We start from the raw sequence: 18358 nt of genomic DNA, 5'->3' as shown, positions 1-18358 counted from the left end.
CGTAAAGCGCCCCGCACTGCTCAGATCAAGCAGGGATCAGCGGAAGGAGTCCTCGTGATCGCGGATCCACCGGTTCAGGCCCCGCGGAGCCTGACCGGTGATCCGTTCCACGGTGTCCCAGACCGGTGGGTCGGTCTCGGACATGGCGGCGTAGGCGGTGAGCATGCCCTCGATGTCGACCTCGGCCCAGCCCTCCTCACGCATGTGAGCCCGCATGTCATCCAGCGGGACCTCCTCGAAGCGCACGGGAATCCCCAGCGCCGCACCGATGATCCGCACCTGCTCCACCTGGGTGAGCGATTCGGGACCGCTCAGGAACAGGCGCTCGCCCTGGTGCGTGCCGTCGAGCAGCACCCGAACCGCCACGTCGGCGATGTCGCGCTCGTGCAATAGGGGACGGCTGGCCTGTCCGAAAGCCTCGCGCACCACCCCTTCGCGGATCTGGTCGCTCCATTCCAGCAGTGAGGCAGCGAAACTGGTGCAACGTAGGAAGGTCCAGTCCGCGCTGCCACCCGCCAGCGCCCGCTCGACGTCGGCGTGCATCTGGTTGATCGGGTCGGCCTGGGTGGGGCGGCTGTCGTCGATCCCGGCTGAGGACAGGTACACCACCCGCCGCGACGCGAGGAGTTTCGCAACCGCCGAGGCGTGTGCGGTGTCCGCCCCGGGCCAGACCAGGAAGACGGCGTCCGCACCGGTCAGGGCGTTGTCGAGGCTCGCGGGGTCAGTGAGGTCCCCGCGCACCAACTCGGCCCCGGAGGGCAGGTCAGCGGCCTCGGGGTTGCGGCTCAGCGCTCGTACGGGTCGACCCTCCTCCAGCAGTCGGCGCACCACCTGGGAACCGACGTTCCCGGTCGCCCCGACCACCAGGGTCGTGTCCGTCATGTGCTCTCCCTTCGCTCACGCCCTCACGGGTCGGGAGGGCCGGAGCCAGTTTCACGACGCTAGGGAGGGCGGGGCAAGAGGTTTTCGGGGCCCGGCGTTTCAGGATGCTGTTGGCGAATCCGGGTGGGGGTCCGGACTGTAGTCACCGTTTCCCACCGCTCGATGGTTGCCGTCTCCTCTGCGCGCCTCAAGGTCGTCGCCGTCGCGGCTTCGCCGAGTCATCAGGCGCTCCGGCTTGCCCCGTTTCGCTGCGACGGCGGTGGGCGGCTATAGGGAAACGGGGCAGGAGTGGTCGGGGTAGCAGACGGGCCCCAAGAGGCTCAAAAGCCAACGGCACTACCAACTGCGCGGCCTTCGGCCGGAGCCCTCCACCGGCCTGCGGGCAACGCCTGGACGTGTCGCGGCCGGTCAAGGTGGGCGACGAAAAAGCGGCAGCGAAGGAAGGAGCGCCCCCAGCTCGGCGGGGATCGGTGCTCGTGCCACGGCCGGTCACGCGCCCCGACGAACAGCGGCAGCGCAGCAGACACTGGTCCCTCGGCCCAGCGGGGACCCCCTACCCGGCCCGATGAACAGACCGATCGAAGCGCCACCCCGGCCGGACCCGGACCGGTTTCGGCCCCTCCTTTCAGCGTGATCTTGCTACCAGGAGCAAGTTCGGCGCCGAACTTGCTCCTGGTAGCAAGATCACCGAGGACCTGACGGTTACGGAAGCAACAGACACGTGCCAGCCCGGGTTTCGGACACCTCCACCCACCCCCAAGCCCTCGAACCCACTGCTGGAAACCACCCCCGGCCCCCACCCGGATTCGCCAACAGCATCCCGTGGGGCCGGTCCCCGAACACGGTGCCGAAAGGCACCGAAAATCCTTCGCGCGGGCACCGGCACCTGCGCGACACTGCTGGAGGCTACGCCACCCCCCGCTGTCTGTCTGACTCACCACCTGTTTGACTCAACCAAGGGCCCCGTTTTGTCCCGTCTGGCTTCTTTTGTGCCCCAAACCCTGGGCAACCGGGGGTTTCGTCTGCTCCTGGGCGGCCGGAGCGCGGGCGATCTGGGTTCGGAGATGCTGCCGGTGGCCATGGTCGGCCTGGTCCTGGTCGAACACGGCCCCCTGATGCTCGGTCTGGTCCTGGGTGTGCGCGGGGCCGCCGGTTCTCTGTTCGCGTTGCTCACCGGGGCGCTGCTGACCAGGGTGCGCAAGTCCACGGCGCTGGTGGTCAACGACTCCGTGCAGCTGCTGGTGATGCTGGGGTTTGCGCTGGGCCCCGACGCCGGACCGTGGCTGCTCGCTCTGGCCGCGCTGAGCGGGGTCTCGGGTTCGGTGGTGGAACCGGCCAGCGGTTCCCTGATGCCGGTGATCGTGCCGCGCGAGCAGCTCCAGCAGGCCAACGCCCTGCGCAACATCGTGGGACGCGCCGCCGGGATCACCGGGCCCGCCACCGCCGGGGTGCTGTTGGCCCTGGTGGACGTACGGGTGGTCTTCCTGATCATCGCGGCGCTCTTCGCGATCTGTGTGAGCACCCTGGTGTGGATACGGGAGGCACCTCCCGCACCCGAGCGAGCCACGGAGTCCATGGGCACGAGCCTGCGGGAGGGTTGGCGCGAGGTGGTGCGCAGGCCCTGGGTACTGGCGATCATCGCGGTGGCCACCGTGCAGGCACCCGCCACCCTGGCGCCCGGGTTCGTGCTGCTGCCCATCGTGGTCGCCGACTCCTACCCCGAACCCGTCTACGGGCTGGCGCTGTCCTGCATGGCGGCAGGGCAGCTGGTGGGCGGGGTCGTGGCGGCCCGCTGGACCCCGGCCCATCCAGGTCTGGTGTCGCTGCTGGGCGTGCTCTGCTTCCCGCTGGCACTGCTGGGCCTGGCACTGACCGTCGCTGTGCCGGTGCTGCTGGCCGGCTACGTCGCCACCGGTGTGGGTTTCATGGTGTTCGGGGTCTACTGGTACACCGCGCTGCAGAAGGCGATCCCGCAGGACCGGTTGAGCGTGGTGATCAGCGTCGACCAGGTGGGCAGCTTCGGTCTGGAGCCGGTCGGGTACGCGGTGGCCGGGGCCCTGGCCGAGACGGTGGGCGCCCGCACGGTGCTGTTCTGGGCGGCCGCGGTGGGTCTGGTCACCAGTCTGTTGCCTCTGCTGGTGCCCGGGGTGAGCCGACTGGCCGACCGAGACTCCCCCGACTGATCCCCGATCCCTGCTGAAAAAACCTCCTGTTCCGGGAACTCCCGGGGGCTGCCGGACGACGTCAATGGCGGCCATCACGCCCACGACGGAGGAGACCCATGGACCCGGCACCCGCTACCCCAGATCCGGCAGTGACGACCACCAAGCAGGTACCTGAACCCGCGACCGGAGCGGAACGGGAACACCCCCCAAGGCGGCCCGGGGTGTGGGCCCAGCTCAGACCGCTGATCCTGCGCCTGCACTTCTACGCGGGGGTATTGGTGGGCCCCTTCATCCTGGTGGCGGCGGTCTCCGGGCTTCTGTACGTGTGGACCCCCCAGGTGGAGCAGGTCCTGTACGAGGACCTGCTGCGCGTCCCGGCCGCCGAACAGTCTCTGCCCCTGACCGAACAGGTGCGTGCCGCCGAGGCCGAGATCCCCGGCGCCCAGGTGGACTCGGTACGTCCGGCCACCACCCCCGAGGACTCCACCTGGGTGCACCTGAGCCTGCCCGGTGCCGACTCGGACTCGCATTCGAGTACGAAGACGACGGTGTTCGTTGACCCCCACCGGGGCGAGGTGCTGGGGGTGTCCGAGAGCTACGGGACCAGTGGCGCCCTGCCGGTACGGACTTGGATCGACCTGCTCCACCGGGAACTGCACCTGGGCGACTTCGGGCGCCTGTACAGCGAACTCGCGGCCAGCTGGCTGGGTGTGGTGGCCCTGGGCGGCTGCGCCCTGTGGGTGGCCCGGGCCAGGTCCCGGCGGGCGCGCGGACTGCTCCTGCCCGGCTCCGGAAGCTCGCCGGGGCGAGGGCGCACCGTGTCACTGCACGCCGCCACCGGAGTGTGGCTCCTGCTGGGGCTGCTGTTCCTGTCCGCCACCGGCCTGACCTGGTCCAAGTACGCCGGGGCCAACATCAGCGACCTGCGCCAACAGATGTCCTGGACTACCCCGGCGGTCTCCACCGAAACCCCCGCCGCCAGCCCGGGGGTGGACGCGGGGATCGACGCCGTCCTGGCCAGCGCCCGTGAGGCCGGACTGGACGGCCGGGTCATCGTCAACCTGCCCGCTGACCACTCCTCCCCCTACGTCGTTTCCCAACTCGAACGCTCCTGGCCCACCCAGGCGGATTCGGCCGCCATCGCCCAGGACACCGCCGAGGTCACCGAGCTGATCCGGTTCGAGGACCACCCCCTGATGGCCAAACTGAGCCGCTGGGGCATCGACGGCCACATGGGCCTGCTGTTCGGCGTGCCCAACCAGATCCTGCTCACCGTGCTCTGCGGCGGGCTGATCTGGGTGATCGTCCTCGGCTACCGGATGTGGTGGCAGCGCAGGCCCACCCGCGCCGAGGCCTGGGGCGTGGGGCGCCCCTACCCCAGGGGTTCCTTCCTGGCCCTTTCCTGGCCGCTGAAGGCGGCGGTGGTCGCGACCTGTGCCGCCCTGGCCTGGGCGCTGCCTGTTCTGGGTGTCTCGCTGCTCGCCTTCCTGCTGATCGACGCCCTGATCGGCTGGCGGTCCCGCAGGTCCGCTGTGCGATCGGCGAAACCGACTGAAACCCACGAACCGGATCCTGCCCACCGCTGACCACGACACGAGGCCCCTACCGTAGAACTCGGGGCTCCCGCACCGCGTCACCGCCGGTGTGCGGGAGCCCCGGTTCCTGTTCCCCCGATCCGTCAGTGGTGGGCGTCGTGGTCGTCGTGCCCGCTGTGGTCGGAGGCGGGGCCGGTCATCTCCTGGACGGGGACCTCAACCTCCGCCTCACTCCCGCTGGCGAAGGTCAGGGTCACCGTGACGGTGTCTCCGACTTCGAGAGGTTCGGGGATTTCGTTGACCATCACGTGGTAGCCGCCGTCGACGAAGGTCGTAGTTCCCCCGGCCGGGACCGGGATCTCGTCGACGACGCGCATCGCCCCCGCCCCGGACTCGGTGGTCTCGGTGTTGCACAGGTCGGCGTCGGGTGAGGCACTGGTGTGCACCCCGGTGACGGCGTCGGCGGTGGCGGCGGTGTTGGTGACCGCCAGGTAGACCACCCCCACCTCGGGGTTGGCGGGTTCGGGCATCCAGGCGTCCTCGATGAGCAGCTCCTCGGCCTGGGCGCTGCCTCGCTCAACCGCGTCCGCCACGGGTTCGGGCACCTCGGCCTCCGAGGCGCAGGCGGTGGCGAGCAGTGCCAGGACCAGCGCCGGCACCAGGGGCAGTCGCTGCGCGAACGGGTTTGCGGTCCGGGTTCTCACGGTCTTGGTCATGGTCGTTTCCTTCACGTCGGTCACCAGAGGTCGTGGGCGGGGTGGGGTTGGTTCTCGCGCACCGGCGGCACCGCGAACACGGCGCTGCCCTCGTGGCGGATGTAGGTGTTAAGCGCGTCGGCGCCCTCGTCGAGTTCGCGCTGGACGGCGGTGAAACCGGTCCGCGGGTCGGCCTGCCAGGCGGTGAACAGCAGCCCGGCCTGACGGCGCCCGCCCGACCAGCCCAGGTCGTAGCTAAACCCTCGCCGGAGCATGCGCGCACCCAGGGTGCGCTCCGGGCTGGCCAACCGGATGTGAGCGTTCGCCGGGATGACCGGTTCCCCGTCGTCGCCCCGGGCCGCCAGGTCCGGCAGGGCGTCCTCTCGGTCACCGCCCAGCGGCGCTCCGTCGGACAACCGGCGTCCCACCACCTGCTCGCGCTGGTGGGGTTCGAGGTCGAACCAGTCGTCCAGGAGCATGCGGATGCGGCGCACCACCACGTACGTTCCGCCCTCCATCCAGGACGCGGCGCCGTCCGGGTGCGCGGCCAGGACCTGCGGGCCGAACTGCGCCTGGGCCGGGTGCGGGTTCACCGTCCCGTCGACCTGCCCCATGAGGTTGCGCGGGGTGGCCGAGGGGTCGGCCGCCGTGGCCGCGGCCCGTTGGAAACCGGGCAGCGACCAGCGCACGACGGCGTGCTCGCGGGCAATGCCCAGCAGGTGTTCCACCGCGGCGCTGACCACGAGCGGGTCCTCCGCGCCCACGTGCAGCATCAGGTCTCCCCCGCACAGGGCGGGGTCGAGGTCGTCGGAGGCGAACTCGGGAAGGTCCGCCAGCGGTCCGGGGCGGCGCTCGGCCAGCCCGGCCCGCTCCAGCAGCGAAGCGCCCAGGCCGAGGGTGATCCCCAGCGAGGCGGGGTGCAGACCCTGAGTGGGCGCGCCCTCGACGATCTCTGCCAGCCCGTGTTCGTGCAGTTCCCGTGCTTGTTCGCCCCACAACAGCAGTACCGTGCGGGCCTGCTCCGAAACCTGCTCGGGCCGCTCGGCGCGCAGGTCCACCGCCACCACGTGGACATGCGCGGGGGTCGGGGTCAGCAAAGCGGGCGGCCGCCCCTCCTCGGGGGCGGCCCGGCCCCGGCTCAGCTCCCGGGGCAGGTCACCCTGTGCCGAGGTGTCGCGTTCGATGAGTCCGGCTGCGGCCAGCCCCGCCGCCCCCGCGGCCCCGGCGATCCCGGCCGCACCCAGCCCGGTGAGCAGTCCGCGGCGGGAGACCCCCGCTCGGCCTTCACGCACTCCTTTGCCGCTCACAACAGCTCCGTGAGCAGCACCGGCAGCAGCGGCACGATCTGGTCGGCCTCCACGCCTTCGACGAACATGCCCGCCGCCTCACCGCCGGGTGTCAGGACCAGGATCCGGCCGCCGTGGGTGACCAGGTACTCGCCTTCGGTCTCCTCGGGAGCGTCGATCGGGATGCCGTAGTCCAGGGCCGCCTGCACGGTGTCGTCGATGTCCCCGCGCACCCCCTGGAAGTCCGGGTCGAACCGGTCCAGCCAGGAGCGCAGCTGTTCGTCGGTGTCCCGGGCGGGGTCGCTGCTGACCATCACCACGTCGAACCGGTCCGCGTCGTCCCCGGCCTGGTCCAGGGCCAGGTTGATCTCGGCCATGGTCATCGGGCACACGTCCGGGCAGCTGGTGTAGCCGAAGAACAGCAGGGTGAGACGGTCTTCGGCGACATCGGTGAACCCCCAGGGCTCGCCGTCGACGGTGGCCAGTTCGATGCCGGAGGCGGCCATGGGCTGGTCGGACAGATCGGTGTACTGCTCGGCCTCGGCCAGGTCCGGTCCGCCGCACGCTGTGAGCGCGAACAAAGCGGCGGCAGCGGACACGACGGGCAGCGAGCGGAGCGGGTTCAGACAGCGGGTTCTTCTCACAGAGCGGTTCCTCACGAAAGGGGTTCTCACGGTGCGGTGGTGACGGATGCGGTTTCGCGGGCGAACACGGAGGCGGGGGCGGACGTTCACGCCGCCTCCCGGAGCAGGCGTGCCAGGTCCCGACGGCTTCGGGCCACCCGGGAGCGGACAGTGCCGATCGGCACACCGGTGATCCGTGCGGCCTCGGCGTAGGGCACCTGCTGGACCTGGGTCAGGACGAAGGCGGTGCGCCGCTCCTCGGGCAGGTTCTCCAGCAGGGAGACCAGGGCGAGGTACTCGTCGAACCGTCCGGGCGCGGCGGCGCCGGGGCCCAGCGCCCGCTCCCAGTCCTCGACCGGTTCGGTGCGCGGTGCGCGCTCCCGGCTGCGGTAGCGGTCGGCGACCGTGTGGCGGGCCACCGCGAGCAGCCAGGCCCGGACGGGGGCCCGCCCGGCGTAGCGGGGTAGTCCGCGCATGGCCCGGTGGAAGGTCTCCTGGGTGAGGTCCTCGACCCAGGCCGGGTCGACCCGGCGCGCGATGTAACGGGCCACGTCGGCCCGGGTGAGCGCGAACAGGGTGTCCATCGCCCCAGGTACGCCGGCTCGCGCGCGCAGCGCGAGCCCGGCCAGGTCGGAGTGGTGTGGGTGGGCGGGGGTGTGGGCAGGGGCGGATACACGCCCCTCGCTACGGGTCATGTCATTGGTGCTTTCTGTCACCGCCCGCGCGGTCGCCCGACCGACTCGGGTCAGCTCAGCCCAGGAATCAGCGTGCACCGGATCCGGCCCGGGCAGGACAACGCGGCGCAGCGGAGCGCGCGCCCGGACAGGAGCTCAGGCAAGAAGGCGAAGGGCTGAGGGTCGGGGACCACGGGGTGTTCTGGGCAGACGGCGCCACACAGAGGGACGCCAAGGGAACGCCGAGGGACGGCCTGACAGCAGGGACCGGACGGACACGGGCGGCGGCGACTTGCGCGCCCCGCACCGCACGGCCTCGGAGGAACCCCGCTCAGGCGGCCAGAACGAAGGGCGGTCCGCGCAGGACCCGGGAGTGGCGCAGATAGGGCGGACGCGACCGGGAGTGTTCGTCGGTGGCGGCGAACCTGGGGGCCGTGCTCTCCCGTACGGTCGGGATCGCCCCGACCACGAGCAGGATCGGAATCAGCGCGAGCGCCATGAACCGCAGGAACTCGAAGAGGGCGTTCTCACCCAGGTGCAGCCACCAGGCACTGACCAGGGCCATCACCAGGTGCATAGCGATCATCGCCCACGCCGGCATGGGCTCCTGGGCCAGCACCGCCTCGGCCTGGCCCGCGTGTGCCAGATCCGTGTGACCCGAACCCGCCCCCTGGGTGTAGGCGAAGGTGACGTGCAGGGCGAGCTGCCCCCACAGCATCCAGGCGGTGAGCATCCAGGGGCTCTGTCTGCGGCTGGAGGCTGCCCACGCCATGGCGAAGACGACGACCACGCCCAGCAGGAGACCGGCGACGGGAACGTCGTGCCCCGAGCTCACCGCGTGACCGATCGCGGACAGGCTCGCGCACACCAGGGTGAAAACCCCGGCGCGCAACGGTCGGCACTGCTCGCTCTCGCTCATCGTCCCCATATCGTCGCACCTCCCGCCGCGCACCCGCCACAGGGGCCGGTTACCGACCGAAACGGGCCCGGCCGGTCTTGACGCGGCGGCCTCGACTATGCTCGTGAACGTCCCCAGCGTGAGAACAGAGGTCGCCTGTGTCCGTCTCCCCGCTCGCCCTGTTGCACGAGTGGACCTCCCGTACAGACGGGGCCCCGCTCAGCGAGTTCCTCCTGGTCGGAACGGAGATCGACCTGCCCGCTCTGGAAGCGGACGTGGTCCCCGCCGCCCGGGAGCTGGGTGCGTGGGTCACGGTCCTGGGCGCCTCCGCCGAGGGGGCCGAACCCGCCGCCGTACAGCGGCCGGACCACACCTGTGCCCTGATCGAGCGCGTCGTCCCCGACCCGCTGCCCGAGCTGGCCCTGCTGGTGGGTGAGGAGCACGTCGCGGCCGCCTTCGGTGCCGGGGCGCCCGGTACCGCCAACCGTTCCTGGACGGTGCTGCGCGGTGGCCCCGACGGGGTTCCCTGGGCGCTCGCCGAGCTGGGGGTGTGGCTGCGGCGATGTTCGGAGGCGATCACCCTGCCCAGTGCTCTGGCCGAACGACTCACCGAACTGGCCGAACGGCTGGAGGACCTGCTGCTGACGTCCCCGGTGGAGACCGAGGCACGCGTGGTGCACAACCTGGACGCCCCGCTCCTGTCCCAGCTCCCCGAGGGCCCGGTCGCCGAACTCACCCTGCACGCCCCGCTGCGCGGCTACGACCCCCAGGCGCTGAGCGCCCTCACCGACCGTCTGACCCCGGCCCGGGTGACCCTGGGTGTCCCCGGCTCGTGGCCCGAGGAAGACCGCGGGGAAGCCGTACACGCCCTGGCCGAAGCCGGTGTCGAGGCCACCGCCCGACCCGTCGCCGAGGGCTTCCCCACACACGGCGGACTCCTGGAGTGGACCTCAAACGACCAGAACACAGCCCTGACCTGCGGCGCCAACCTGACCGCCCTCACCCGTACCGCCACAACACGAACGAACTTGGAGCTGGGCCTGATCCTCCCCACCACCGTTTCACCCGAACCCACTGTTTCACCCGAACCCGCAGACCTCGCGACCTCCTCTGCCGCCGAGGAAGACGGCTACCTGTCCCAGATCGCCGGCGAGCTGGAGGCTTCCGGCTGGAGCCTGGAGTACGACGCGGGCATCCACCGTGTCCACGGCACCTTCACCAACCCGGTTCCGGTCGCCGCCCAGGTCGCCGAACTCCTGGAGAAGCACGTGGACACCGTCTACGTGCACGCTGAGGGCCCCAAGGGCTGGGCGCTCATCGTGTGGAGCCGGCCGATGCTGCTCCTGGCCTCCGCCCCCAGGGGCAGTGCCTGGCGCCTGTACCGCGTCGACCCGCCCGCCACCCCGTCCTCGCGTTTGGGCGGCGGCGAGGGGCTGTCCCGCGTGGGCCTGCTGCGCACCAGCGCCCCACTGCACCGGGTACCGCACCGCGACGTCCTGGCCCACCTGGAAACCCTGGGCACCGACCACATCTCCCTCCTGGAGCAGGCAGGCCACCTCAACAAGCCCCTGTGATCCCACGATCGGGCGTGGCCCCCGTCGTACCCGTCAAGGCGGCGCTGGTGATCGCTGATGCCCAGGTGGAACGCTAAAGTCAGTCCCTATGCGGATTCTCGTGTTGGGTGGGACCTCGTTCGTTGGTCGGGCGATCGTTGAGGACGCGTTGCAGGCGGGGCACGAGGTCACGCTCTTCAACCGGGGCCGCAGTGCTCCCGACCTCTTTCCCAGAACAAAACGGCTCCTGGGTGACCGAGACGAGGGCGACTACGCCTCCCTCGCCGAAGGCACCTGGGACGCGGTGGTGGATGTCAGCGGTTTCGTGCCCCGGCATGTGCGCCAAGCCACTGACGCCCTCGATGACCGGGTGGGACGGTACCTGTTCATCTCCAGTAACGCCGTCTACGCTCCCGGACCCGGGCCCGGGGCGGACGAGTCCGCTCCGGTACGAGCGCCCGAGTGGGACACCGAGGAGATCGGGCGCCACACCTACGGTCCGCTCAAGGCCGCCTGCGAGCAGGAGTTGGGCTCCCGGTACGGGAGCCGTGCCACGGTGGTGCGGCCCGGGGTGCTCGCCGGGCCGCACGACCACGGCGACCACCTGACCTACTGGGTGCGCCGGGCCGCGAAGGGCGGCAAGGTGGTCCTGCCGGGCGACCCCGGACAGCCAGTTCAGCTCTTGGACGCCCGTGACCTGGCCCGGTTGGTGGTCCGCCTGTTGGAGGAAGACCGCGGCGGCGTGTTCAACGCCACGGGCCCCGCCGAACCCCTCACCCTGATGGAGATGCTGCGTACCTGCGCCGAGGCGGCCGGAAGCGAGATCGACATCGTCCTGGTTCCCCAGGAGACGATCATGGCCTCCTTCCCCCTGGTGCGCCCCGACCGGGTGTGGGAGCAGACCTTCCAGCGCGACTTCAGCCGGGCCCGGGAGGCCGGGCTGCCGCTGCGGCCGCTGGTCACCACCGCCGCCGACGTCCTGGCCTGGGACCGCGAGCGCGGCGAGCCCCCGTTGGCGGTCGGCCCCTCCGCGGAGATAGAGCGCACCCTGCTCTCCTTCGTTCAGAGGCACTGAGCCGCTCCGGACCGGTAGCCCGATCGTGCCCACTCCGGCTGCCGACCCTTCGTCCGGTACGCCTGGGCCAGGTCAACGGCGGCCTCCGCCGCCACCGCCGCCGCCCCGGCCCGAGACCCGGCCGCCGCCACTGCCGCTGCCGCTGCTGGTCCTCCTGGAACTGCGGATGCGTTCGTTGACCGTACGGTTCCAACGCCGCAGGTACCCGTGGTCACGCAGATAGGGGCTCAGGTTGGGCACCTTGGCGTTGAGGGCCCGCACCGTCTCGTCCGGCAGCCCCAGGGCGATGGCCATGACCGGCTCCAGCTCGCGGGGGTTCCTGCGCCCTTCGGCGAGCAGGTCGCGGACATGGTCGCCGTAGGGTGTGCGCTGGGTGGGCAGGAACAGGACGATGAGCGCCGTCGGCAGTACCGCAGCGCTGAACATCTCCAGACCGGCCAGGTCGAGCGGGGTGGCCACGTTGACGATCACACCGGTACAGATCGCGGCGATCAGTACGAGCCCGCACGCGAACACGGCCGGGTACCAGAGCCAGGGCCTGACGACCAGCCCGTGCTGTCCCGCTTCGCGCAGCAGGGCGTACTCGATCCACTTGATCCGGGTCTTGGTCATGGACCGGCCCAGCCAGGTCAGGTCGATCTCGCTGTTGAGCCCGAACATCCCCCGCCGCAGGGCCCGTTCGGCCGGGGTGAGCGCGACGTTGGAGTTCTGCTTGACGAACAACCAGTCCCGGCCCTTGCCGTTCTCCTTGGGCACCGAGGTCAGGTGCCCCTTCTCCTCCAGGCTGACCAGCAGGGCCAGGGCATGTTCGGCGCGCAGCCGTTTCTTGTGGAAGAGGAATCCCGCGACGGCCGGCGGCAGGTCGGGCAGTTCCTCACCGAACCCCTGCCGGATCCGAAACCGGCGCTTCTCCCGCCATCTGGTGACGTGCCTGTCCAGGAGGAAGGCAGCGACCAGGACCACGGGCAGGGAGAGCGCACCGGCCAGGGTGATCCAGCGCGGCAGAGGAGCCAGGGCGTGTTCGGGTTCGGTGAACTCGACCGTCCCCTCCTCCAGGTACACCACTCCACTCAGGGGCGCGCCCGAGTCCAGCTGCGGGTGGCCGAAGCTGGCCGCGGCACCGTCGTGCCCGCTCTGGTCGCACTCCTCGTCCCAGTACTCGGTGTCGCCGTCCTGGTCGCGGTAGCTCTCCTCGTAGAAGCACTCGGCCTCGACCACCGAGGGGGCCTCCACCCGGACGGTCACGCCGTTGACCGGCACCCCCCACTCGTCACCGACGAAGTCCCAGTGCAGCTGGGGCCCGTAACCCTCGTCATTGAGGGCGCCGTGGACGGTGTAGGAGATCTCGTAGGTCTGCGCCCCGGTCAGCGGGGCGTCGGTGTCGCCGATCTCCAGACTGAGGACGCGGCGCCACTCGTCCTGTTTCTCGATGTCGGCCGGAGCGCCGGAGGGGCTGGTGACCTCGACGTCGCTGATCTCCCAGACGCGGTGGCGCATAAGGCCGACACGCTGGCTCAGCGGGATCTCACGCAGCAGACCGGGGCTGGGGTCGCGGCCGAAGTCGTAGGTGATGGTTTCGGTGACGTCCACGGTGCCGTCGGCGTGCACCGCGGAACGGGTGTCGTACTCGGTGATACGGTCCCTGGCACCCGGGGAGGTGCAGGAGGTGAGCAGCAGGGCGAGCACGGCCAGCAGGAGGACACGGGGAAGGTAGGACAAGGAGGGGCCTCGGGGGAAGCGGGGATGCTCACGAAGCGCACATGTTAGCGATCCCCGGCCCGGTCCCCACGAGCCCGGCGCAGCATGCGGCCGATTGTGGCCACCGGCGGCAGCGCCCTGGCCTTGGCCGCTCCCGCGCGCACCCGGCGCGCCATCGCTCGCGCGGCACCGCCCTCCGGATCCCGGACCTCCGGTTCCCCGGTCGCGACCGGCTCTTTTCCGGCCTGGCCGACCTCGGCGACCCTGGCGTGCAAACGGTCCCTGACCTGCTCGGGGGTGTAGGCGCGGCGTTGTCGTTCGGCCCGTGCGACCGCCACTCCGGTGGCCGCCACACCTACGAAAGCGGCCACTCCCAAGGTTTTCCACCACTTCATGCTCATACGCTAGTCCTTGTGGCAGAGACGAGCATGTCCCTAGACGAAGCGGTCAACCTGACCAGAACCGGTGACGTGTGGGTGTTCCGCGGCACGAGCGTGCCCGACCGGGCCATCCAGCTCACCACGAACAGCCCGGTCAACCACGTGGGCATGTCCATCGTGGTCGACGACCTGCCTCCCCTGATGTGGCACGCCGAGCTGGGCAGGTCCCTGGTGGACATGTGGACCGGAACCCACCAGCGCGGGGTTCAGCTGCACGACCTGCGCGACGCCGTCCTGGTGTGGGGCCGCCGCTACGGCCAGAAGGGCTGGCTGCGCCAACTGGACCCGCTGGCCACCCGCCAGATGGAAGACGACGCGCTGCGGATGGTGGCCCGGTTGAACGGCACCCCCTTCCCCTCCACCGCCCAGCTCGCCGGACGCTGGGCACTGGGCCGCATGCCCTTCCACCGCAAGGCGCGCGAACGCCAGCTGGAGACCGCCTACTGCGCGGAGGTGATGGCGCTGACCTACGAGGAGATGGGGCTGCTGGCCCGTGGGAAGCGCCCCGGCTACTACGACCCGGGCCGGTTCTGGAGCGGTGACTCCCTGAAGTTGGAGGGCGACTTCGCTCTGGGCGGGGAGATCCAGGTGAACCTTCCCGGCTGAACGCACGTAGAAGCACGTAGAAGCATGGCCCGTGTACTCGTGCGGTGTGCGGGGCAGGCACCTGTAACGTGCCGCCTACGGCGGTGAAGGGGTGGCAGATGTCAGAGAATTCTCCGGAGGGTTCCGGACCGAACGGCACCGGGCCGGTAGGCCCCGAACCGGACGGCGTTGGGCTGGGCGACGTTGAACTGGACGGAGCAGGTCTGAGCGATGCGGACGTCGTCGTGCTGAGTCACACCGACGTAGCCGAGTCCGATCTCGTGCTGCGCCGCGCGACGTTTCGCTGCGTGGCCTTCCGGGACCCGGTCGACGGCCACGAGCACCTGGCCCTGGTCCTGGGCGAGCTCGGTGACGGCGAGGACGTCCTGGTGCGGGTGCACTCCGAGTGCGTGACCGGGGACGTGTTCGGAGCGCTGCGCTGCGAGTGCGGCGACCAGCTCCACGCCGCCCTGGACGCGATCCTGGCCGAGGGCCGCGGGATGCTGGTCTACCTGCGCGGCCACGAGGGGCGCGGTATCGGGCTCGTGAACAAGGTGCGCACCCAGCTGCTCCAGGACGAACAGGGGCTGGACACCGTGGACTCGGCCACCGCGCTGGGGCTGCCGGTGGACGTGCGCGACTACGGCCCGGCCGCGCGGGTGCTGCGCCACCGGGGGGTGCGTTCGGTGCGGCTGCTGTCCAACAACCCGGCCAAGGTGCGGGCTCTGGAGGAACACGGGATCAAGGTCGCCACCCGGGTACCGCTGCTGGTGGCCGCGCACGCTGACAACACCCGCTACCTGACCGCCAAGCGCGACCGCCTGGGCCACGACCTGCCACACCTGAACGGCGACGGCGCACCCGGAAAGGCACCTCACACGGAGCAGGCGCCTCAACCCCGGAGCGGTTCCGGAGCACACGGTGGTTCCGGGGCGGGGAACCGCCTCCCCGAACCCGGCAGCGCTGAGGCGGGCGAGTGAGTGACCCGGGCCCCTGGTTGGGCCCCCTGGGGTGGACCACCGGGCTGTTGTACGTCCTGCTCGTGACGGCGCTGCTGACAGTGGCCGTGCGCCGCTACGATCGCTGGCCGCTGGGCCCCGCGGACCTGGTGACCCTGGTCCGGGTCGGCCTGATCGGCGTGGTGACGGCGCTGGTCGCCGACGGAGCACCGCCCCTGCCGGTGGTGTCGGTGGCCGCGGTGGCCCTGGTCCTGGACTGGGTGGACGGGCTGGTGGCCCGCGGCACCCGCACCGAGTCGGACTTCGGGGCGCGCTTCGACATGGAGGCGGACGCCTTCCTGATCCTGGTGCTGAGCGTGTATGTGTCCGGGATCCTGGGGCCCTGGGTGCTGCTGATCGGGGCGATGCGATACCTGTTCGGGTCCGCCGCATGGCTGGCACCGTGGTTGCGGGGCCCCCTGCCTCCGAGCCTGGCCCGCAAGGCCGTGGCTGCCGCGCAGGGGATCGTGTTGACGGTGGTCGCCTCGGGGGTGTTCCCGGAGCCGGTGAGCACGGCCGCGGTGGCGCTGGCGCTGGCCGCCCTGGTGTGGTCGTTCGGACGTGACGTAATGGGACTGTGGCGGGCGCGCTCCCCTCGGACCAGCGCCGCCGAGGAGAGGTGAGAGATGACGCGGACGGCACGGGCGTTCTGGGTGAGCTCCCCCGGAGTGGGCGAGGTGCGCGAGGTCGAACTCCCCTCGCCGGGCCCCGGCGAGGTGGTGGTGCGTACCCTGTACTCGGGGATCAGCCGGGGCACCGAGACGCTGGTCTTCGGCGGCGGGGTGCCGCCCAACCAGTACGGCGTGATGCGGGCGCCCTTCCAGGAAGGGGACTTCCCCGGCCCGCTCAAGTACGGCTACCTGAACGTGGGGGTGGTGGAGGAGGGGCCCGAGCAGCTGATGGGGCGGACGGTGTTCACGCTCTACCCGCACCAGACCCGGTTCGTGGTGCCCGCCACCGCGGTCTCGGTGGTGCCCGAGACCGTCCCCGCGGCCCGGGCGGTCCTGGCCGGAACCGTGGAGACGGCCGTGAACGCCCTGTGGGACGCGGCCCCGCTGGTGGGCGACCGCGTGGCGGTGGTCGGCGCGGGCATGGTGGGCTGCTGCGTGGCGCGCCTGCTCGCCCAGGTCCCGGGCTCCCGGGTCCAGCTGGTGGACGTCGACCCGAGCCGGGCCGAGGCCGCCGAGCGTCTGGGCGTGGACTTCGCCCTGCCGGAGGAGGCCGAGGGCGACCGCGACCTGGTCTTCCACACCAGCGCGACCGAAGCGGGGCTGGTGCGTTCACTGCGGCTGCTGCACACCGAGGGCGAGGTGGTGGAACTGAGCTGGTACGGGGACCGGCAGGTCATCCTGCCGCTGGGCGAGGACTTCCACTCCCACCGGCTGGCCGTGCGCGCCAGCCAGGTCGGCATGATCTCACCGGCCAGGCGCTCCCGGTACAACCACTCCGAACGCCTCCAGCTCGCGCTGCGGCTGCTCGACGACGCGGCCTTCGACACCCTGCTCACCGGTGAGAGCGGCTTCGAGGACCTGCCATCGGTACTGACCAGACTGGCCAGCGGCGAACTACCAGCCCTGTGCCACCGGATCACCTACGACAGCTGACCCGCTGTCCTGACCGCCCCCGACACCTTGGAGCCCCGTTGTTCAGTGTCACCGTCCGAGACCACCTGATGGTCGCGCACAGCTTCCGGGGCGAGGTCTTCGGCCCCGCCCAGGCCCTGCACGGGGCGACGTTCGTGGTCGACGCGACCCTGCGCCGCCCCGAGCTGGACCCCGACAACATCGTGGTGGACATCGGCGCGGCCACCCAGGAGTTGGGTGCGGTGGTGGCCGAGCTCAACTACCGCAACCTGGACGAGGTGCCCGAGTTCGCGGGGGTGAACACCTCGACCGAGTTCCTGGCCAAGGTCGTCGCCGACCGCCTGGCCGAACGGATCGCGTCGGGCGCCCTGGGCCCGCACGCCGACGGGCTGGCCTCGGTCACGGTGACCCTGCACGAGTCCCACGTGGCCTGGGCCTCCTACGAACGCGAACTGCAACCCGGGGCGTGAGCGCTCTCACCTTCGTCGTCCCCGAGGCGAGCGCGCCCAGCGGCGGCCACACCTACGACCGGCGGATCGCGGCCGCGCTGGGCGGGCTGGGGCGGCCGGTCCGGGCGGTGACGCTGGCCGGGGCCTGGCCCCGCCCGGGCCGCAGGGCGACCGCCGAACTCTCCGCCGTGCTGGCCCGGGCGCCCGACGGCGCCCGTGTGCTGGTGGACGGCCTGGTGGCCTGCGGGGTACCCGAGGCGGTGCTCCCCCAGGCGGGGCGACTGCGGCTCACGGTTCTGGTGCACCTGCCGCTGGCCGACGAGACCGGGCTGGCACCGGACGTCGCCCGCGAACTGGACGCGCGGGAGCGAGCGGTCCTGCGCGGCGGCGTGGACGCGGTGGCCACCAGCGCGTGGGCGGCGCGACGGTTGGCCGAGCACCACGATCTGGAACGCGTGGCGGTGGTGCGCCCCGGGGTGGACCTTGCGCCGCTCGCGCGCGGGAGCGGTTTCGAGGAGTGCTCGGACAGTGTTCCCCGGCTGGTGTGTGTGGCCTCGTTGACCCCGCGCAAGGGCCATGACCTGCTGTTGGGAGCGCTGTCCGGGCTGCGGAACCTGTCGTGGACGTGTGTGTGCGCGGGGCCGGGCGCCCCTGCGCCGCGCCCGGGGCTCGAGGGCCGGGTGCGGTTCACCGGCCCGGTGGTCGGCGCGGAGCTCGATCAGGTCTACGACTCCGCCGATCTCCTGGTGCTGGCCTCGCGCGCCGAGACCTACGGCATGGTCGTGACCGAGGCGCTGGCCCGGGGTGTGCCGGTGGTGGCCACCCGGGTGGGCGGGCTCTCCGAGGCTTTGGGACGGACCTCGGACGGACGGCTGCCGGGGCTGCTTGTACCGCCGGAGGACACCGCCGCCCTGAGGCGTGCCCTGCGCACCTGGCTGACCGGCCAGGACCTACGCGAACAGCTGCGTGAGGCGGCCCGGCTGCGCCGTTCGGAGCTGGCCGGGTGGCCGGAGGCGGCTCGAACGATGGCTCAGGTGCTCGACCTGTGAAGTCTCCCTCGCGTGAACGCGGGGGCTTCCAGCTCAGGGTTTCCCATACGGGTCGCCCTTTCGCTTCGGTTGACGCTTCCCGGGCCGCGAACGGCCTCCACGTCCTGCCACGCCTCTTCCTTACGCGGGATCTCGTTTCGCCACCTGTTCAGCGGCATGGTGGATGTTGT

Annotated in this window: 18 protein-coding genes; 10 read left to right on the top strand and 8 right to left on the bottom strand. The window is 71.2% G+C overall.

Annotated features, from left to right (window positions below; genetic code table 11):
* Positions 1-36 precede the first annotated feature (36 nt).
* Positions 37-882, bottom strand: a complete 846-nt coding sequence (locus tag D457_RS0130320) for an SDR family oxidoreductase (RefSeq protein WP_017584423.1) — start codon at positions 880-882, stop codon at positions 37-39.
* Positions 883-1871: 989 nt separating this feature from the next.
* Here D457_RS0130320 and D457_RS0130315 point away from each other — a divergent pair.
* Positions 1872-3065, top strand: coding sequence for an MFS transporter (locus D457_RS0130315; protein ID WP_017584422.1), 1194 nt, complete (start codon positions 1872-1874; stop codon positions 3063-3065).
* A gap of 203 nt (positions 3066-3268) precedes the next feature.
* Entirely contained in the window at positions 3269-4633 is a 1365-nt protein-coding gene (locus D457_RS0130310) for a PepSY-associated TM helix domain-containing protein (protein WP_017584421.1), read from the top strand.
* A 92-nt stretch (positions 4634-4725) separates the two neighbouring features.
* Here the strand turns inward: D457_RS0130310 and D457_RS0130305 are convergent, their stop codons facing one another.
* The 5 genes from D457_RS0130305 to D457_RS0130285 form a co-directional block, all read right to left on the bottom strand.
* The gene (locus D457_RS0130305) at positions 4726-5298 is read right to left on the bottom strand and encodes a copper chaperone PCu(A)C (protein ID WP_051073078.1); all 573 of its coding nucleotides are present in this window, start codon (positions 5296-5298) and stop codon (positions 4726-4728) included.
* Between the two features lie 20 nt (positions 5299-5318).
* Complete coding sequence (locus D457_RS0130300; protein ID WP_193374556.1) at positions 5319-6584, bottom strand: Dyp-type peroxidase; 1266 nt, start codon at positions 6582-6584, stop codon at positions 5319-5321.
* Positions 6581-7207, bottom strand: coding sequence for an SCO family protein (locus D457_RS0130295; protein ID WP_017584418.1), 627 nt, complete (start codon positions 7205-7207; stop codon positions 6581-6583). Before D457_RS0130295 ends, D457_RS0130300 begins: the two co-directional genes overlap by 4 nt.
* 86 nt (positions 7208-7293) lie before the next feature.
* Entirely contained in the window at positions 7294-7881 is a 588-nt protein-coding gene (locus D457_RS0130290) for a sigma-70 family RNA polymerase sigma factor (RefSeq protein WP_026117181.1), read from the bottom strand.
* Positions 7882-8191: 310 nt separating this feature from the next.
* Positions 8192-8779, bottom strand: a complete 588-nt coding sequence (locus tag D457_RS0130285) for a hypothetical protein (RefSeq protein WP_193374557.1) — start codon at positions 8777-8779, stop codon at positions 8192-8194.
* A gap of 137 nt (positions 8780-8916) precedes the next feature.
* Between D457_RS0130285 and D457_RS0130280 the strand changes: the two genes are divergently transcribed.
* Positions 8917-10332 (top strand): hypothetical protein, encoded by a 1416-nt coding sequence (locus D457_RS0130280; RefSeq protein ID WP_017584415.1) that lies wholly within the window; start codon positions 8917-8919, stop codon positions 10330-10332.
* Positions 10333-10420: 88 nt separating this feature from the next.
* Entirely contained in the window at positions 10421-11386 is a 966-nt protein-coding gene (locus D457_RS0130275; protein WP_039832061.1) for an SDR family oxidoreductase, read from the top strand.
* 72 nt (positions 11387-11458) lie between these two features.
* On the opposite strand, the gene D457_RS0130270 is transcribed toward D457_RS0130275, so the two are convergent.
* Together D457_RS0130270 and D457_RS0130265 are read right to left on the bottom strand one after the other, a co-directional pair.
* Complete coding sequence (locus D457_RS0130270; protein WP_017584413.1) at positions 11459-13105, bottom strand: DUF2207 domain-containing protein; 1647 nt, start codon at positions 13103-13105, stop codon at positions 11459-11461.
* Between the two features lie 44 nt (positions 13106-13149).
* Positions 13150-13455 carry a hypothetical protein gene (locus tag D457_RS0130265; RefSeq protein ID WP_017584412.1) on the bottom strand — a complete coding sequence of 102 codons (306 nt, stop codon included), beginning with the start codon at positions 13453-13455 and terminating at the stop codon, positions 13150-13152.
* Positions 13456-13512: 57 nt separating this feature from the next.
* On the opposite strand from D457_RS0130265, the gene D457_RS0130260 reads away from it, so the two are divergent.
* The 6 genes from D457_RS0130260 (at position 13513) to D457_RS0130230 (ending at position 18188) form a co-directional block, all read left to right on the top strand.
* Complete coding sequence (locus tag D457_RS0130260) at positions 13513-14130, top strand: hypothetical protein (protein WP_017584411.1); 618 nt, start codon at positions 13513-13515, stop codon at positions 14128-14130.
* A 224-nt stretch (positions 14131-14354) separates the two neighbouring features.
* Positions 14355-15089: a GTP cyclohydrolase II gene (locus D457_RS33800; protein WP_239646261.1), complete on the top strand. Its 735-nt coding sequence runs from the start codon at positions 14355-14357 to the stop codon at positions 15087-15089.
* The gene (locus D457_RS0130245; RefSeq protein WP_017584408.1) at positions 15086-15730 is read left to right on the top strand and encodes a CDP-alcohol phosphatidyltransferase family protein; all 645 of its coding nucleotides are present in this window, start codon (positions 15086-15088) and stop codon (positions 15728-15730) included. Before D457_RS33800 ends, D457_RS0130245 begins: the two co-directional genes overlap by 4 nt.
* A gap of 3 nt (positions 15731-15733) precedes the next feature.
* The gene (locus D457_RS0130240) at positions 15734-16711 is read left to right on the top strand and encodes a zinc-dependent alcohol dehydrogenase (RefSeq protein WP_017584407.1); all 978 of its coding nucleotides are present in this window, start codon (positions 15734-15736) and stop codon (positions 16709-16711) included.
* A gap of 38 nt (positions 16712-16749) precedes the next feature.
* Positions 16750-17160, top strand: a complete 411-nt coding sequence (locus D457_RS0130235) for a 6-pyruvoyl trahydropterin synthase family protein (protein ID WP_017584406.1) — start codon at positions 16750-16752, stop codon at positions 17158-17160.
* Complete coding sequence (locus D457_RS0130230) at positions 17157-18188, top strand: glycosyltransferase family 4 protein (protein ID WP_017584405.1); 1032 nt, start codon at positions 17157-17159, stop codon at positions 18186-18188. The genes D457_RS0130235 and D457_RS0130230 overlap by 4 nt, the downstream gene beginning before the upstream one ends.
* Positions 18189-18358: the final 170 nt, after the last annotated feature.

The organism is Nocardiopsis valliformis DSM 45023 (assembly GCF_000340985.1).
In the GTDB taxonomy this organism is placed as follows: Bacteria; Actinomycetota; Actinomycetes; order Streptosporangiales; family Streptosporangiaceae; genus Nocardiopsis; species Nocardiopsis exhalans.
Note: the sequence above shows the minus strand (reverse complement) of the source record. Positions and strands in the feature narration are given on the sequence as shown.

What these genes read in the sequence shown, in the direction of transcription:
- D457_RS0130320 (WP_017584423.1), bottom strand. Translation starts at nt 882, where the DNA reads ATGACGGACACGACCCTGGTGGTCGGGGCGACCGGGAACGTCGGTTCC.
- D457_RS0130305 (WP_051073078.1), bottom strand. Translation starts at nt 5,298, where the DNA reads ATGACCAAGACCGTGAGAACCCGGACCGCAAACCCGTTCGCGCAGCGA.
- D457_RS0130290 (WP_026117181.1), bottom strand. Translation starts at nt 7,881, where the DNA reads ATGACCCGTAGCGAGGGGCGTGTATCCGCCCCTGCCCACACCCCCGCC.
- D457_RS0130285 (WP_193374557.1), bottom strand. Translation starts at nt 8,779, where the DNA reads ATGAGCGAGAGCGAGCAGTGCCGACCGTTGCGCGCCGGGGTTTTCACC.
- D457_RS0130275 (WP_039832061.1), top strand. Translation starts at nt 10,421, where the DNA reads ATGCGGATTCTCGTGTTGGGTGGGACCTCGTTCGTTGGTCGGGCGATC.
- D457_RS0130260 (WP_017584411.1), top strand. Translation starts at nt 13,513, where the DNA reads ATGTCCCTAGACGAAGCGGTCAACCTGACCAGAACCGGTGACGTGTGG.
- D457_RS0130240 (WP_017584407.1), top strand. Translation starts at nt 15,734, where the DNA reads ATGACGCGGACGGCACGGGCGTTCTGGGTGAGCTCCCCCGGAGTGGGC.